Origin of the sequence: Roseovarius roseus (genome assembly GCF_043355935.2) — a bacterium.
GTDB lineage: Bacteria > Pseudomonadota > Alphaproteobacteria > Rhodobacterales > Rhodobacteraceae > Roseovarius > Roseovarius roseus.
Genome location: NZ_JBHFPE020000003.1, coordinates 91,317 through 106,517, shown reverse-complemented (window position 1 = coordinate 106,517; position 15,201 = coordinate 91,317). Strand labels below are relative to the sequence as shown.

Annotated in this window: 13 protein-coding genes; 5 read left to right on the top strand and 8 right to left on the bottom strand. The window is 63.7% G+C overall.

All coding sequences use genetic code 11. The annotated features are described in order from the left end of the window. Position 1: 1 nt before the first annotated feature. The 4 genes from ACEWPL_RS06760 to trpS form a co-directional block, all read right to left on the bottom strand. A complete protein-coding gene (locus ACEWPL_RS06760; RefSeq protein WP_393932773.1) occupies positions 2-1,312 on the bottom strand; it encodes a formyltransferase family protein in 1,311 nt (436 codons plus the stop codon). Continuing rightward, entirely contained in the window at positions 1,309-1,854 is a 546-nt protein-coding gene (locus tag ACEWPL_RS06755) for an adenylyl-sulfate kinase (protein ID WP_420744333.1), read from the bottom strand. Before ACEWPL_RS06755 ends, ACEWPL_RS06760 begins: the two co-directional genes overlap by 4 nt. After that, entirely contained in the window at positions 1,824-2,909 is a 1,086-nt protein-coding gene (locus ACEWPL_RS06750) for a CDP-glycerol glycerophosphotransferase family protein (protein WP_393932769.1), read from the bottom strand. Before ACEWPL_RS06750 ends, ACEWPL_RS06755 begins: the two co-directional genes overlap by 31 nt. A 104-nt stretch (positions 2,910-3,013) precedes the next feature. After that, complete coding sequence (trpS, locus tag ACEWPL_RS06745) at positions 3,014-4,039, bottom strand: tryptophan--tRNA ligase (RefSeq protein WP_393932767.1); 1,026 nt, start codon at positions 4,037-4,039, stop codon at positions 3,014-3,016. An 84-nt stretch (positions 4,040-4,123) separates the two neighbouring features. On the opposite strand from trpS, the gene ACEWPL_RS06740 reads away from it, so the two are divergent. After that, positions 4,124-4,810, top strand: a complete 687-nt coding sequence (locus tag ACEWPL_RS06740) for a rhomboid family intramembrane serine protease (RefSeq protein ID WP_393932765.1) — start codon at positions 4,124-4,126, stop codon at positions 4,808-4,810. On the opposite strand, the gene murJ is transcribed toward ACEWPL_RS06740, so the two are convergent. From murJ to ACEWPL_RS06725, 3 genes are read right to left on the bottom strand one after another with little or no spacing between them, the layout of a single operon-like run. Continuing rightward, entirely contained in the window at positions 4,801-6,345 is a 1,545-nt protein-coding gene (murJ, locus tag ACEWPL_RS06735; protein WP_393933345.1) for a murein biosynthesis integral membrane protein MurJ, read from the bottom strand. The genes ACEWPL_RS06740 and murJ overlap by 10 nt on opposite strands. A 14-nt stretch (positions 6,346-6,359) precedes the next feature. Beyond that, the gene (locus ACEWPL_RS06730) at positions 6,360-9,146 is read right to left on the bottom strand and encodes a [protein-PII] uridylyltransferase (RefSeq protein WP_393932763.1); all 2,787 of its coding nucleotides are present in this window, start codon (positions 9,144-9,146) and stop codon (positions 6,360-6,362) included. 20 nt (positions 9,147-9,166) lie between these two features. Beyond that, the gene (locus tag ACEWPL_RS06725; protein ID WP_393932761.1) at positions 9,167-10,357 is read right to left on the bottom strand and encodes a penicillin-binding protein activator; all 1,191 of its coding nucleotides are present in this window, start codon (positions 10,355-10,357) and stop codon (positions 9,167-9,169) included. An 80-nt stretch (positions 10,358-10,437) separates the two neighbouring features. Between ACEWPL_RS06725 and rsmI the strand changes: the two genes are divergently transcribed. Genes rsmI through ACEWPL_RS06705 form a run of 4 tightly spaced genes read left to right on the top strand, consistent with a single transcriptional unit; the run spans position 10,438 to position 13,620 of the window. Beyond that, a complete protein-coding gene (gene rsmI, locus ACEWPL_RS06720; RefSeq protein ID WP_393932759.1) occupies positions 10,438-11,313 on the top strand; it encodes a 16S rRNA (cytidine(1402)-2'-O)-methyltransferase in 876 nt (291 codons plus the stop codon). Beyond that, the gene (locus tag ACEWPL_RS06715) at positions 11,310-11,717 is read left to right on the top strand and encodes a YraN family protein (protein ID WP_393932757.1); all 408 of its coding nucleotides are present in this window, start codon (positions 11,310-11,312) and stop codon (positions 11,715-11,717) included. The genes rsmI and ACEWPL_RS06715 overlap by 4 nt, the downstream gene beginning before the upstream one ends. Before the next feature lie 59 nt (positions 11,718-11,776). After that, complete coding sequence (gene gshB / locus ACEWPL_RS06710; protein WP_393932755.1) at positions 11,777-12,724, top strand: glutathione synthase; 948 nt, start codon at positions 11,777-11,779, stop codon at positions 12,722-12,724. Continuing rightward, positions 12,682-13,620, top strand: a complete 939-nt coding sequence (locus tag ACEWPL_RS06705) for an alpha/beta hydrolase (RefSeq protein ID WP_393932753.1) — start codon at positions 12,682-12,684, stop codon at positions 13,618-13,620. Before gshB ends, ACEWPL_RS06705 begins: the two co-directional genes overlap by 43 nt. Here ACEWPL_RS06705 and ACEWPL_RS06700 read toward each other — a convergent pair. Then, positions 13,598-15,112: a YifB family Mg chelatase-like AAA ATPase gene (locus ACEWPL_RS06700; protein ID WP_393932751.1), complete on the bottom strand. Its 1,515-nt coding sequence runs from the start codon at positions 15,110-15,112 to the stop codon at positions 13,598-13,600. The genes ACEWPL_RS06705 and ACEWPL_RS06700 overlap by 23 nt on opposite strands. Positions 15,113-15,201 lie beyond the last annotated feature (89 nt).

Here is a 15,201-nt window from a genome sequence, read left to right as displayed (position 1 = left end):
ATCAGTCTTCTCCTAAGGATAGCAGGGCAATATGCTTTAATATCGGATGAATGACGAAGTAGGTTCTGCCCTGATCTGCACATTGCTCAAGTTGCGCACTGACCGCGCGCTGCTGCGCGAAATGCGCCAGCGTCCGGCACATCGTGTCGGCGCGAATGGCGGCATCGTAGAGCTGATCCACGTCCATGTGTTTATCGGGCATCGAGTATTTTTGGCGCAACACGACCGGGCCGGTATCGATACCGGGGTCCAGAATGATCGATGTCACGCCCGGATGTTCGCCGTTCAGGATTGCGTAATAGAGGGTCGTGCTCCCGCGATAATCGGGCAACCAGCCGGAGTGCATATGCAAAAACCGCGGGCCCGCCGACAGCGCGCGTTCCGACACGATCTGTCCGCCAACCCCTGAATAAACCACGAGATCGGCGGTGATATGCGTCAGGGCCCGAATGGTCGCATCGCTGTTCACATCGCGGTCCGGCAACTGCGTCAGGGCAAGCCCCGCACGGGCGCAGGTCGTTGTTATCCGCTCCGCCAGGTCGAGAGCGAAAATTCCCTGCCCGGACGCCGGGCCGCCGCCATCGGGCGCGCGGTCCAGTTCAGCCCCCATCAGATAGACATGGGATGGCGGCATACCAAGGCGGCACATTGCCTGAATGTAGGCGCGGGACCGGGCGGAATCGCATGCCAGCAGGACGGTTTCCTGCAGGGCGCCGGTGGCGACGTCGATCTCCGGCGCCGGCGGTGGCGGCGGTATTCTCCGGGCAGCGACCTTCGCGCGCAGGGAGGCGACGAAATCCGCCTCCTGCTTCATCAGGTCGGCGAGCCGATCCTGTAGATGTTTCGACAATCCTCCTGAAAAAGACGTCTGCGTATCAAGGATCTTCAGAAGCGCGTTGAGGTAGGTGAGAGCGCCGGTTTGCCGATAGGCCTGCGCGAATGCCTCCGAAAGCTCGATATACGCGTTGGCGGCGTGAAACCGTGCCGGGTCCACTGCCCGCCAGTTTTCGCCATAGGCGTCATGCACCCGCTTCGTCACTTCGAAGCGTTGCACCAGACGATCCATGTCCTTCCAGGCGCGTTTGTTCTCTGCGTCGGCGGTCAACTCTGCCCGCACCTTGCGGATCAATTCCACGGTAGGGGTCGCGGCCTCATGCAGATCGGATTTGGCCCCGGTGTTTCTCAAGGCGCTGGCGCGTTGCCGCGCCCAAGCGTCGAGAAAAGCGGCACCGTGATACTGAGAGTAAAAGTAGGTATTGCGATCACACAGCAGATCGCCAGAGGCATAGGGATAGATAGCGTCGGTCTTCATAGGACCCCGGCCCGTTGCAAAACGCTCTGCGATAGCGACGGAATATCCGGGTCGTCCATTGACGAGTCGACGATCATGTCGGCGGTGGTCGGCTTTTCGAACGGAATATCCACCCCTATGACGTTATTCATTTCGCCACGTTCCGCCATCGCGTACAGCCCTTTGACATCCCGCCGGCGTAGAGCGTCCATCGGCGCATCCATGAAAACTTCGAAATATTCAGAAAACCGTTGCCGGTTTTCGGCGCGCATGTCGGGGAAAATCGACAGGATGCAGCAGACGACATTGATGCCCTGCCTGTCCAGCATTTCGCACAATGCCACCATGCGGCACGCGTTTCGCCGCCGTCCTTCGACCGTGTAGGGTGCATCACCCTGATCGTAGCTAAAGACCTCGCGGAGCTCGTCGCCGTCCAGAAAAACAGTATTTGGCGCAATGCCGCGCCATTCGTTCGCGATCGCGCGTCCCAATGTCGTCTTGCCTGACCCCGACAGGCCCACCATCCAGATAATCATTGTTGCTTTCTCTTCGGCTGTATCCACTTTCGGTCCATAATGGCCTCCGCAGCCGCCTTTGCAGATGTGCCGAACCTCGGGGCAAAATACTGAGCCCGCAGCCGATCGCTGGCGATCTGGTGATCTTCCCAGTGCGCCCCTTCGCGTAGCAATGGCCGAATCCCATCGGCACCGGCGTCCACATTCGCAAATTCATTGCGTAGCATCAAATCAGGTGAGTCAGGGCCGGTAAGCTCATCCTTGTCCGCATCGGGAACGTTCAGCAGTACAAAGCGCTTGTTGGTATAGATGCCTGCAAACGGCGGACCGCCGTAGTCAAACAGCATGTAGTCCGCCAGTTGGTAAAGGGGTAGGTTATCGGAGGAATCGACAATGACCGCATTGAACCCAAGGCCTGACAACGCGGCGACCCGTTCGGGCTCGTCCTTGGGCATGAGCGGATGAACTTTCACCACGACGTTGAATTCGTCCTTCAATGCGGAGATTTCGGCATTGAAATGTCCGACGGATGACAAGTGACGCCAAGTCGGGAGCCACACGATTGTCGGCTTTGCCGGATCGCACCCCATCTGCCTCCGCAGCGCATCCATGGCGGGGGGATCGTCAAAATATCGGTCAAAGCGTGGATAGCCCATCTGAAAGACCGACACGTCAAATTTCTTGGTGAAGGCCTCTGCGTGGTAGGGGCCAAAGCAGAGCACACCATCGTACAAACTATTCCAGTCCGAGAGGTTCCAGCCCGTCTTTCCGGCAGCATACATCATTCGAAGGTTCGTGCGCCCTAACCGGTTTATCAGCGGTTTTTTCCTGCGACCCTTTCCGAATGCCAATTCGATAATGTGATTTGAAATCAGAACGTCGTACCTCTGCCGCGTGGAGATCACCTCTGACACATGGCGGATCCGCATCGGCCAACGATCCGCTGACATGTCAGTTGGAAGAGTGGCACTGCCGTACATGAGAACATCAAAGGGCTGCGTGCCCAAGGCATCCCAAATGGGCGCGAAATGGTTGGCGATTTCGGGCGTGTGAACCAGAAATGCCGGTTTCTCGATAAGCTTTCTGCCGAATAGTCTAAACAAAATCCGTAAACCTCGAAAATGGGGAAAGCCAATCTAGCTACGTCTGTGTCGGACCTCACCCGGCCCGAAGGCATGTTTCGGATAAGTGAGTGTTACTTTAACGCCTACCTTCCGCGTCCGACCATGCCGACGATATCATAGGTCTGCGCAAGGATCGGCGCGGCAATCTCGCGGGCGCGGTCCGCGCCGCGGCCAAGGATGGCGTCGATCTCGGCCACGTCCTGCATGAGGCGGCCCATTTCTTCGGAAATGGGCGCCAAGCGTTCGACCGCCAGATCGGCCAGCATCGGCTTGAACTCGGAGAACGGGCGACCGCCCATATCGCGCATGACCTCTTCGGCGCTGATGCCCGCAAGGCCCGCATAGATGTTGACGAGGTTGCGCGCCTCGGGGCGACCCTCCAGCCCGTCCAGATCCGTCGGCAGCGGCTCGGGATCGGTCTTGGCCTTGCGGATCTTCTTGGAGATCGTGTTGGCGTCGTCGGTCATGTTGATGCGGCTCATGTCCGAGGGGTCCGATTTCGACATCTTCTTGGACCCGTCGCGCAGGCTCATCACGCGCGTGGCCGCGCCCTCGATCACCGGCTCGGCGAGGGGAAAGAATTCTACGCCGTAATCGTGATTGAACTTCGCGGCGATGTCGCGTGTCAGCTCCAGATGCTGTTTCTGGTCCTCGCCCACGGGCACATGGGTGGCGTGGTAGACGAGGATGTCGGCCGCCATCAGCGCCGGATAGCCGAAGAGGCCCAAGGATGCATTCTCGGCATTCTTGCCTGCCTTGTCCTTCCACTGGGTCATGCGGCCCATCCAGCCCATGCGCGCGACGCAGTTGAAGATCCAGGCAAGCTGCGTGTGCTCGGGCACTTGGCTCTGGTTGAACAGGATCGACTTTTCAGGGTCCAGTCCCGAGGCGATGAAGCCCGCCGTCAGCTCGCGCGTGGCGTGGCGCAGCTTTTCGGGTTCCTGCCAGACGGTGATCGCGTGCAGATCGACCATGCAATAGAGCGATTGCACACCCCGGTCCTGCGCATCGGCAAAGCGTTTCAGCGCCCCGAGGTAGTTGCCAAGGTGCAGATCGCCGGAGGGCTGGATGCCCGAAAACACCCGTGGGGTGAAGGCTGCATCGCTCATCTCTTGCGTCTCCGTCTGGATTTCCGTGCCGTCCTCAACTACCCATGCGCCCATGCCCCGTCAAGCAAAGGCCCGAGCCAACCCATGCGCCATCCCGACGATTCCAGCCCGTTCAATCCGCTGCCGCCCGTCGTGGTGGTGCTTTTCCTGGCCGTGGTCATCCCCGAGATCGCGTTTTTCCTTGGCTCCAAGGGGCTGATCGGCGGCCCGCAGGCGGTGGGCTGGCGGCAGGCGATGATCCAGGATTACGGTTTCAGCGGGGATATCCTGCGCTGGATGATCACCAACGGGACCTATCCGCCCGAGCAGCTCTTGCGTCTTGTGACCTACCCGTTCCTGCATGGCGGGTTCAGCCAGATGCTCTTTGCCGCCGCGCTATTGCTGGCGATGGGCAAATTCGTGGGCGAGGTGTTTCGTCCCATGGCCACGCTGGCCGCGTTCTTCATCCCGGCCATCTGCGGCGCGCTGGTCTACGGGTTGATCTCGCGCGATAATCCGTGGCTCTACGGCGCGTTTCCGGGCATTTACGGCCTGATTGGTGCCTTCACATATCTGCTTTGGCTCAAGCTCGGCCAGCAGGGCGGCAGCCAGTCGCGGGCCTTCGTGCTCATCGGATTCCTGATGGGCGCGCAACTGCTCTTCAGCCTGTTTTTCGGCGGCACATTGCGCTGGATCGCGGATCTGACCGGATTTCTCAGCGGTTTTGCCGCATCCTTCGTACTGCGCCCCGGCGGGTGGTCGAAACTGCGCGCAAGGCTGCTTCAGCGCTGACGGCGCAGGGCGGCCTTCAGCTCGGCCTTGGTGAAGGCACCGACGAGCCGTCCGGCGAAGTAGTAGACGACGATGCCCAGCGTGATGAGGACAAGCAGCGCCAGCGCACGCCAGCCCGCTACGCCGAAGATGGGCGAAAGGCCGATCATCAACGCCCAGAGCGCGGCGCCCATGAGGACGGAGGCCATGCAGATGCGCCAGACGCGGCTGCGAAACCGGTCGTCGAAGCGCGCGACATCGCCGAAGGGCCGCACGCCCCGCGCCAGCAGCCAGACCATGGCCCAGCCGGCGAGCGTCGTGCCGATGGCCGCCGCGATCCAGCCGATATAGGGCGCAAGGCCGATGGCCAGAACCGCGTTCACCACCATCGAAGCGACCGCGTAGTAGAAGGGCCTCTTGGTATCCTCGCGCGCGAAATAGATCGGCTGAAGCACTTTTTGCAGCACGAAGGCGGGAAGGCCGAGGCCGTAGATCGCCACGGCCAGCGCCGTCGCGGCGGTATCGTCGACATTGAAATTGCCGCGCTGGAACAGAACCGTGATCAGCGGGATGGGAATGACCACCAGCGCCACCGCGGCGGGGATGGTCAGCGCCAGTGACACCTCGCCCGCGCGGCTGAGCGCCATGCGCGCGCCGTCCCCGTCATCCGCGCGCAGGCGGCGCGAGAGATCGGGCAAGAGGACGATGCCCACGGCGATGCCGACGACGCCCAAGGGCAGTTGATAGAGCCGGTCGGCGGCATAAAGCCAGCTGACCGCGCTCTCGAAATTCGAGGCGACCTGCTGACCCACGAGGAGGTTGATCTGCATGACGCCGCCTGCCAGGGCCGCCGGCACCGCGATGCGCACCAACTGGCGCATTTCGGACGTCCAACGGGGGCGCACCGGCTTGATGCTTTGCCCTGCGCGGGTGACGGCGACCCAGACGAGGGCCAGCTGCGCGACGCCTGCGAAGGGGATGGTCCAGACCAGCGCGGTTGGCACGCTGCCCCCCGTCCAGACGGCCAGCGCCATCGCGCTGCAGAGCATGATGTTCAGCAGCACGGGCGCCGCAGCAGCGGCTACGAACCGCCCGGTCGAGTTGAGCACGCCCGACAGCAGCGCCGCCAGCGAGATGAAGAAAATATAGGGAAAGACGACGCGCCCGAATTCGACGGTGAGGTCGAACCGCTGATCCCCGGCAAAGCCCTCGGCCGTCAGCCATACCAGCGCGGGCATGAAGATCATCGCCAGCGCCACCAAGAAAAGCAGCACCAACGCCAGACCGCTGAAGGCCAGCCGGGCGAAGCCCTCGGCGTCGTCCCCGCCCTCGAGCCGTTTCGAGAACATCGGCACGAAGGCCGCGTTGAACGCGCCCTCGGCAAAGAAGCGGCGGAACATGTTGGGCAGGCGGAAGGCGGCGACGAAGGCATCCATCACCGGCCCCGGCCCGATCAGGCCGGCGATCATCACGTCGCGCGCGAAGCCCAGGACGCGGCTGAGCATGGTCCAGCCGCCCACGGTAAAGATGCCCGTGATCAGGCGTGTCGGCCGTATCTGCGATGAAGTGCTCACTCGATGGCCCTTTGCGTGCCTTCGGAAATGGCCACGCGCAGCTTCGCCTCCAGCGATTTCTGCTTGGCCTCCGAGTAGAATTTCAGACCGAACATGTCCTTGACGTAGAAGGTGTCGACGACCTGCTCGCCGAAGGTCGCGATGACGGCACTGGCGATATAGACATTCCCCGCCGCAAGCGTGCGGGTCAGGTCATAGAGCAGGCCGGGACGGTCGCGGGTATCGACCTCGATGATCGTATAGATCTCGGATCCCTCGTTGTCGAAGGTGATATGCGTGGGCACGCGGAAGGCGCGCTCGCGCTTCTTGATCTTGTCGCGTGATTTGATGGCGTCACGCGCCACGACTTCGCCCTTCAGCGTCTTGAGGATGGTCTGGCGCAGGCGCGGCAGGCGCTCGCTTGCAAAGGGATGGCCGTCCGCATCCTGTATCCAGAAGACTGCCGTCGCGTAGCCGTCCTTGGACGTATAGGTGCGCGCATCCACCACGCCGGCGCCAACCAGCGCCAATGCGCCCGCGAGGCGCGAGAAGATGCCGGGATGGTCCGCCATGACAAAGCAGGCGCGGGTCGCGTCGCGGTCCTCGTCGGGGTGCAGGTCGATCCCGATCTCGCCATCCTCGCCGCCGATGTCGCGCAGAAGATTGGCAAAGACGACATGGGCGGTGACATGCAGCCCCTGCCAATAGGGCGGGTAGTGCCGCGCCGTCTCAAGCTTGAGCGCCTTGGGCCCCCAGCCCTCCAGCGCCTTGCGCAAACGCTGCTTGGCATCCGAGCCGCGCTGTTCGCGGTTCAGATCCTCCAGCCCGTTCTCCATCGCGTGCAATGTCTGGCGATAGAGGGCGCGCAGCAGCGACGCCTTCCAGTTGTTCCACGTTCCGGGGCCGACGCCGCGAATATCGCAAACCGTCAGCACGCAGAGCAGGTCCAGCCGCTCGCGCACCTGCACCGCCTTGGCAAAGTCGCGGACGGTGCGCGGATCGGCGATGTCGCGCTTCTGCGCCATGTCCGACATCAGGAGGTGATAGCGCACCAGCCATTCGACCGTGTCGACCTCCTTGGGCTTCAGGCCCAGGCGGGGCCCGACCTTGCGCGCGATCTTGGCACCGAGGATCGAGTGGTCCTCGGACCGCCCCTTGCCGATGTCATGCAAGAGGAGCGCCACGTAGAGAACGCGCCGGTTTACCCCATGCTTGAGGATCGACGAGGCGACTGGCAGCTCCTCGATCAGCTCGCCCCGCTCGATCTTGGCAAGGTGGCTGATGCATTGGATCGTATGCTCGTCGACCGTGTAGTGGTGATACATGTTGAACTGCATCATCGCGACGATCGGCTCGAATTCGGGGATGAAGGCGGGCAGCACGCCCAGCTCGCTCATCCGCCGCAAGGCGCGCTCGGGATTGCCATGGCGCAGCATGAGGCCAAGGAACAGCTTTTGCGCCGCCGGGTCGCCGCGCACTTCGTCGGTGATCAGGTCCAGGTTGGCGGTGATCAGGCGCATCGCATCGGAATGGATCAGCAGGCCGGTGCGCAGCGCCTCGTCAAAGATGCGCAGGATATTGAGGGGATCGGCCAGAAAGACGGCGTCATCCGCGATGGCGAGACGGCCGTTCACTTCGGCATAGCCGTCTTTCAGCTTGCGCTTGCGGCGAAAGATGCGCTGCAGCAGCGGCTCGGATTTGATGTGGGCCGCCTCCAGCTGAGTCAGGAAGATGCGGGTCAGATCGCCGACGGCGGTGGCGTGGCGAAAATAGTCCTGCATGAAGATCTCGACGCCGCGCCGCCCGGCGCTGTCCTTGTAGCCCATGCGGTCGGCGACCTCGACCTGCAGATCAAAGGTCAGCTTGTCATTGGGGCGCCCCGTGATCAGGTGCAGCTGGCAGCGCACGGCCCAGAGGAAGTTCTCGGCCTCGGCAAAAGTGTCGAACTCATCCTCGGTGAACATGCCCTGACCGATCAGATCGGCCTTGTCGGTGACGCGGTAGGTATATTTGGCGATCCAGAACAGCGATTGCAGATCGCGCAAACCGCCCTTGCCCTCCTTGACGTTGGGCTCGACCATGTAGCGCTGGCCACCCTGCTTTTCGTGGCGCGTCTCGCGCTCTTCCAGCTTGGCTTCGGTGAACTCGCGCTCGGTCCCGGAAAAAAGATCGTTCCAGAGCCGGTGATGCAGATCGCCCGCTAGCTCGGCGTCGCCGGTCAGCCAGCGATGCTCCAGCAGGGCGGTGCGGATGGTGAAGTCATCGGTCCCGAGGCGCAGGCAATCGCGAATGGTGCGACTGGAATGGCCGACCTTCAGGCGCAGATCCCACAGGATATAGAGCATGGATTCGATCACGCTCTCGGCCCAGCCGGTGATCTTGTAGGGGGTCAGGAACAGCAGGTCGACATCCGACTCGGGCGCCATTTCACCCCGTCCATAGCCGCCCACGGCCAGCACGCTGAGGCGCTGCGACTCGGTGGGGGTGGGCAGCGGATGCATGGACTCGGTCGCGATACGATAGGCGGTGAGGACGAGGCAATCGGTCAGCCAGCTATAGGAGCGCGTCGCGGCACGGGCGCGCAGCGGCGTTTCGGCCAATGCGGCGGCGATGGCGCTGCGTCCGCGCTGCATCTCGGCGCCGAGTATCTCGACCGCGTGGCGCCGCAGGTCATCTGCCGTCTCGCCCTCATGGGCGGCGAGACGGGCCTCGACCGCGTGTTTGTCAAAGATGTCGCGCGGCTCGCAGATCAGGTCGCCCGGCGCCGCGCCCTGCGCCGGGTCTATCTTGGTCAAGGGGGTCATGTGCTGCCGATCAGGTCCGATCAGAAGCCCGCGCCACGGCCGAAGCCCCGCGGCGCCGGGTCAAGGATGACAACCCTGCCGCCGCGTATCGTTGCCACGGCCAAGCCGCGCTGGTTGGTGCCATCGGGGCGCAGGCGGAACACACCGTCCACACCCTGGAAGCCCGCCGATTGTGTCAATCCCGAGCGCGACAGCGCATCGCGCTTGCCCGTCTTGATCAGGGCGCCCACGGCGGCGATCCCGTCATAGGCCAGACCGGCGATGGGATGCGGCTGATTGCCGTTTCGCTGGGCAAAGCGCGACTGGAAGGCGCGGGCCTTGCCCTGGTCCGGCATGGCGAACCAGCCGCCCTGCACGCCCGGCAGGTCCAGCGTCTGCGCGGGGGTGTCCCAGCGGGCAAGGCCGATATATTGCGTCATCGCCGGGTCGATCCCGTTCTCGGGCAGCATCTGAGCGAAGAGCGGCAGCGCGCCCGCCGAGTTGGCCGTGAGGAACACGGCCTGGGCCGACGTGCTGCGCACGGTCTGGGCCACCTGCGGCACGGCCTTGACGACGCCGTCCTGCGAGAAATCGTAGCCCACATTGCCGACGATCTGCGCGCCCGCATTCGCCGCCGCCTTGGCGATGGCCTGCTGGCCAAGTTGACCGGCGAGGTTGTTGGAATAAACCGTCACGATGCGCTTCTTGCCCTGCTGCGACGCATAGCGTGTCAGCCTGTCAGCGGTGTTGTCGAAGGTCTGGCCAAGGACGAACAGATTGCCGCCCGCGATTGTGGGGTTGTTGGAAAAGGCCAGAACATTGACGCTCTTCGAGGCCACGGCCACGGCGACCGCATTGGCGGATTCGGCATGGAGCGGCCCGATGATGATCTTGGCCCCGTCAGACACCGCGTTCAGCGCGGCTTGCTGAGCCTGGCCGGGCTGGCCCGCCGTGCCATAGACGCGCAGGTCAATCTGCACGCCTGAGAGGTCCGCCACCGCCAGCCGCGCCGCCGCTTCAAGGTCGCGCGCCAAGGCCGCCTCGCCCGGCGCGGAAGAGCCGTGCGGCACCAGAAGGGCCACAGCCACCGGCCCGTCGGGGTCGATCGGCTGCCCGGCGCCGCCGCCCATGCCGGCCATGCCGCCCGGTTCGCACGCGGCGACCCAAAGCAGCGACAAGAGCGCGATAAGACGGGTCAACACCTTGCGGGTGATCGGCAAAACAGCAAACATGGGGGATACCTCGTTTCGGACGTTTTATTCGGATGGCGCGTTGCGGGCGATAATAGACGTCATATGAGGCGGGTCCAGCGATGAATCATGTCAGGCAAACTCTTGCCCCCGGATTGTATCTGGTGGCGACTCCGATCGGGGCGGCGCGGGACATCACGCTGCGCACACTGGATATCCTGGCCTCAGCCGATGTGATCGCCGCCGAGGATACGCGCAGCCTGCGCAAGCTGATGGATATTCATGGCATCGCGCTAGAGGGGCGACCCCTCGTGGCGTATCATGATCACAACGGCGCGCGGGCCCGGCCCCGTCTGATGGAGGCTCTGAAGGCGGGAAAATCAGTGGTTTACGCCTCCGAGGCGGGCACGCCCATGGTGGCCGATCCGGGGTTTGATCTGGCCCGCGCAGCGATCGGGGAGGGGCATGGCCTCATCTCGGCGCCGGGGCCTTCGGCGGTGATCACGGCGTTGACCCTGTCTGGATTGCCGACGGACAAGTTCCTCTTTGCCGGGTTTTTGCCCAATACCGCGACCGCGCGGAAAACCGCGCTGCGCAGCCTTGGGGCCGTGCCCGCGACACTGACCTTCTACGAATCGCCCAAGCGCGTGGCGGCGATGTTGCGCGATGCCGGCGCGGTGCTGGGCGGCGACAGGCAGGCGGCCGTGTGCCGAGAGCTGACCAAGAAATTCGAAGAAGTTCTGCGCGGCACATTGGACGACTTGGCACAGGAACTGGCGCGCGAGCCGCGCAAGGGCGAGATGGTTGTGCTGATCGATCGTGCGGGGGAACGGTCTGTTAACCTCTCTGATATAGAACAGGCGCTGAGCGCGGTGATGGGTGATATGTCCGTCAGGGATGCCGCGGATGCGGTGTCGCATGATCTGGGTCTCAAGCGGCGCGATGTTTACCAGATCGCCTTGCGATTGGGCGCAGAGAAGGAAAAGGGGCAAACATGACGCAGATGCTGGATTTTCGGGATGTACCGCACGCGTCAGCGCGCCGTGACCGTGGGCGCCGGGCCTACAATTCGGGCCTTGCCGCCGAAGAACGGGCTGTCGCGCTCTACTCAGCGGCAGGTCTGCGTCTTCTGGAGACCCGTTGGCGCGGCAAGAGTGGTGAGATCGATCTGATCCTCGCCGATGGCGACGAGATCGTCTTTGCCGAGGTCAAGCAGGCCCGCACCCATGATGCCGCCATTGCCAGCTTGCGTCCGGCCCAGATGCGCCGCATCCATGCCGCCGGGTCCGAATACCTTGCGCAGTGTCCGAAAGGCCAGTTGACCGATGTTCGCTTCGATCTGGCGGTCGTCGATGGCACCGGGCGCTGCGATATCCTTGAAGGGCTGTTTTCGCATTTCTGAATTGCACCCCTGACGCCCATGCCGCATGAAGGCGGGGTAGCCAGACAGGGGGGAAACCCATGAAGATCGCGTTTCAAATGGATCCGATCGGCCCGATCAATATCGACGCCGACAGCACCTTTCGCCTTGCCGAAGAGGCGCAGGCACGCGGTCATGAGCTGTTTTACTACACCCCTCAGCATCTGGCCTATGACGAGGGGCGGATCACGGCCTATGGTCAATCGCTGAAAGTGCAGCGCGTCAAAGGCGATCATGCGATCCTGGGCGAGATGGAGACTGTCGATCTTGCGGATTTTGATGTGGTCTGGCTGCGGCAGGACCCCCCGTTCGATATGTTCTACATCACCACCACCCATCTGCTGGACAGGCTCGCGCCCGGCACCCTGGTGGTGAATGATCCCTTCTGGGTGCGCAACTTTCCCGAAAAGCTTCTGATCCTCGATTTTCCCGATCTCATGCCGCCCACGGCAATCGCCCGCGATCTGCCCACGATCCGCGCCTTTCGCGACCGGCATGGCGATGTCATTCTCAAGCCGCTTTATGGCAATGGCGGCGCGGGCGTTTTCCTGCTCAAGGGCGGGGACAGCAACCTCAGCTCATTGCACGAGATGTTCACCGGGTTCAGCCGCGAGCCATTGATCGTGCAGAAATTCCTGCCCGACGTGTCGAAGGGCGACAAGCGGGTGATCCTCGTCGATGGTGAGCCGGTCGGTGCGATCAACCGCGTTCCCGCGGACGGTGAGACACGCTCGAACATGCATGTGGGCGGGCGGCCCGAAAAGGTGGAACTGACCGACCGCGACCGCGAGATTTGCGCCGCTATCGGCCCGCTGCTGCGTGAAAAGGGCCAGGTCTTTGTCGGGATCGACGTGATCGGACGTTACCTGACCGAGATCAACGTGACCTCCCCCACCGGCATTCAGGAGCTTGAGCGCTTTGACGGCGTTAATATCGCCGGCAAGATATGGGACGCCATCGAGGCGAGGCGGGCGGCCACCGCCGCGTGAGCCTGCGCGCGCGATTGCTGAACGGCTGGCTGCGCCAGACCGAAAAGCGCATTCTTGCGCGCGCCGAACGCCCTGAGGTACTGCGCCGCCATATGGAGCACAGCGCGCGTCTCTTTCTGCGCCCCCCGCGCGGCGTCGCAATTTCGACCACGGCGCTGGGCGCCGAGCAAATCCCCGCCTTGCGTATCATGCCCTGCGGCGCCTCCGAAGGGCCGATGATCCTCTATCTGCACGGGGGCGGTTACCTGTTCGGCTCGCCGCGGGTGTACCGGGCATTGGCGTCGCATCTGGCCCTGGAGACTGGGCTGCAAGTCATTATGCCGCAATACCGCCTTGCGCCCGAGCACCCGTTTCCCGCCGCGCCCGAGGATGCGCTGGCAGCGTATCGCGCGGTGATGGATCATCCGGGCGGCGTGATCCTGGGCGGGGACAGCGCCGGAGGAGGATTGGCGCTGGCGCTGCTGGCGCAAATTTTCGCGTTGGGGTTGCCGCAACCAAGGGGCACATTCTGTTTCTCGCCCCTGACGGATCTCACGTTTTCTGGCGCCAGTTTCGCCTTCAACGCGGGGGCTGACGCGCTCTTGCCGGCGCATCGGGCAGCGGAAATGGCGCAGATGTATCTGCAGGGCGCACCGGCGTCCGATACGCGCGCCTCGCCGCTGTTTGGGGATTTTACCGGTGCGGCACCGGTCTGGATGACGGTGGGCAGCACCGAGATATTGCTGGACGATGCCCGCCGGATGGCGAACCGCCTGCTGAATCAGAGGGTCGATGTCACCTGCGTGATCGAGCAGGATCTGCCGCATGTCTGGCCGATGTTTCACGCGCTTATTCCCGAGGCGCATCAGACGCTAGCCAAGCTGGGTAGCTGGATCAGGTCTCTTTCGCGCCCGTGATGCGATAACTGGCCGCCTCGGCGACATGCGGGCGGCGTACGGTCTCTGATCCGTCAAGATCGGCGATGGTCCGGGCCACCCGCAAGACCCGGTGATAACCTCGCGCCGAGAGGCCGAACCGTTCGGACATGCGGGTCAGGAGTGCGCGGCCTTCCTCATCAGGCGTCGCCACTTCGGCCAAAAGTCCGCCCTCGGCGTCGGAATTCAAGTGCACCCCCGGTGCATCCGCGTAGCGCGCGGCCTGCACGGCCTGTGCAGCGCCAACGCGCGCCGCCACGTCGGCCGAACTGTCGCCGGATGGAGGCAAGTCGAGGTCCGAAAAACTGACCGGCGGGACTTCGACCCGCAGATCGAACCGGTCCATCAGCGGCCCGCTGATACGGCCAAGATAGTCGTCGCCGCAGGCAGGCGCGCGGGCACAGGCGCGGGCCGGATCGCTGAGATATCCGCATTTGCACGGGTTGGCGGCTGCGATCAGCATGAAACGGCAGGGGTAGGTCACATGGGCATTCGCGCGGGCGATCATCACCTCGCCGGTCTCGATGGGTTGGCGCAGCGTTTCCAGCACGGTGCGCGAAAACTCGGGAAATTCGTCCATAAAGAGGACACCGTTATGCGCGAGGCTGATCTCGCCCGGAGAGGCGCGGCGCCCGCCGCCGACGATGGCGGCCATTGAGGCGGTGTGATGCGGCTCGCGAAAGGGACGGGTGCGGCTGATGCCGCCTTCGTCTAGCAGGCCCGCGAGCGAGTGGATCATCGACGTCTCAAGCGCCTCGCGCGCGCTGAGCTGCGGCAGGATGCCCGGCAGGCGGGCGGCCAGCATCGACTTGCCCGAGCCGGGCGTGCCCAACATCATCAGGTGGTGCCGTCCGGCGGCAGAGATTTCCAGCGCGCGTTTGGCCCGCTCCTGTCCCTTGACGTCGCGCAGATCTCGGCCCAGCGGGGGCGCGGTCACCTCGCCCGGCTCGGCCGGTGGCAGGGGGGATTGGCCGGTATAGTGCCGCACCACGTCGGCCAGGGTCGCCGCGCCGATGACATGTGCCGCGCCCACCCAGGCCGCCTCGGCGCCCGATGCCTTGGGGCAAAGTAGCGTGCGGTTCTCCTCGGCGGCGGCCATGGCGGCGGGCAGGGCGCCGATCACGGGCATGAGCGTTCCGTCAAGCGACAGCTCGCCCAGCGATGTGGTGCCTTCGATGGCGTCCTTGGGGATGATCTCCAGCGCGGCCAGCAGGGCCAGCGCGATGGGCAGATCAAAATGGCTGCCCTCCTTGGGCAGGTCGGCGGGGCTGAGATTGACGGTGATGCGCTTCGACGGCAGGGCGATCGCCATTGACGTCAGCGCGGTGCGCACGCGGTCACGCGCCTCGCTGACCGCTTTGTCTGGCAGGCCGACAAGGCTGAACGCGGGCACGCCCGGCGTGACGGCGCATTGCACCTCGACATGGCGGGCCTCAACCCCCTCGAAGGCGACCGTGTAGGCGCGCGCGACCATTTCCTGCCCCTTCGGCGTCAGTTTCTCTGGCGTAAACCTTGGTTAACGGTAGCGCCGCAGAGATTTAGGAATGGTTAACGCTAGAGCGA

Excerpts from the sequence above, each read along its gene's own strand:
- gshB (WP_393932755.1), top strand. The coding sequence starts at position 11,777 with ATGAAGATCGCGTTTCAAATGGATCCGATCGGCCCGATCAATATCGAC.
- ACEWPL_RS06705 (WP_393932753.1), top strand. The coding sequence starts at position 12,682 with ATGGGACGCCATCGAGGCGAGGCGGGCGGCCACCGCCGCGTGAGCCTG.
- ACEWPL_RS06715 (WP_393932757.1), top strand. The coding sequence starts at position 11,310 with ATGACGCAGATGCTGGATTTTCGGGATGTACCGCACGCGTCAGCGCGC.
- ACEWPL_RS06700 (WP_393932751.1), bottom strand. The coding sequence starts at position 15,112 with ATGGTCGCGCGCGCCTACACGGTCGCCTTCGAGGGGGTTGAGGCCCGC.
- ACEWPL_RS06740 (WP_393932765.1), top strand. The coding sequence starts at position 4,124 with ATGCGCCATCCCGACGATTCCAGCCCGTTCAATCCGCTGCCGCCCGTC.
- ACEWPL_RS06725 (WP_393932761.1), bottom strand. The coding sequence starts at position 10,357 with ATGTTTGCTGTTTTGCCGATCACCCGCAAGGTGTTGACCCGTCTTATC.
- ACEWPL_RS06730 (WP_393932763.1), bottom strand. The coding sequence starts at position 9,146 with ATGACCCCCTTGACCAAGATAGACCCGGCGCAGGGCGCGGCGCCGGGC.
- trpS (WP_393932767.1), bottom strand. The coding sequence starts at position 4,039 with ATGAGCGATGCAGCCTTCACCCCACGGGTGTTTTCGGGCATCCAGCCC.
- ACEWPL_RS06760 (WP_393932773.1), bottom strand. The coding sequence starts at position 1,312 with ATGAAGACCGACGCTATCTATCCCTATGCCTCTGGCGATCTGCTGTGT.
- rsmI (WP_393932759.1), top strand. The coding sequence starts at position 10,438 with ATGAATCATGTCAGGCAAACTCTTGCCCCCGGATTGTATCTGGTGGCG.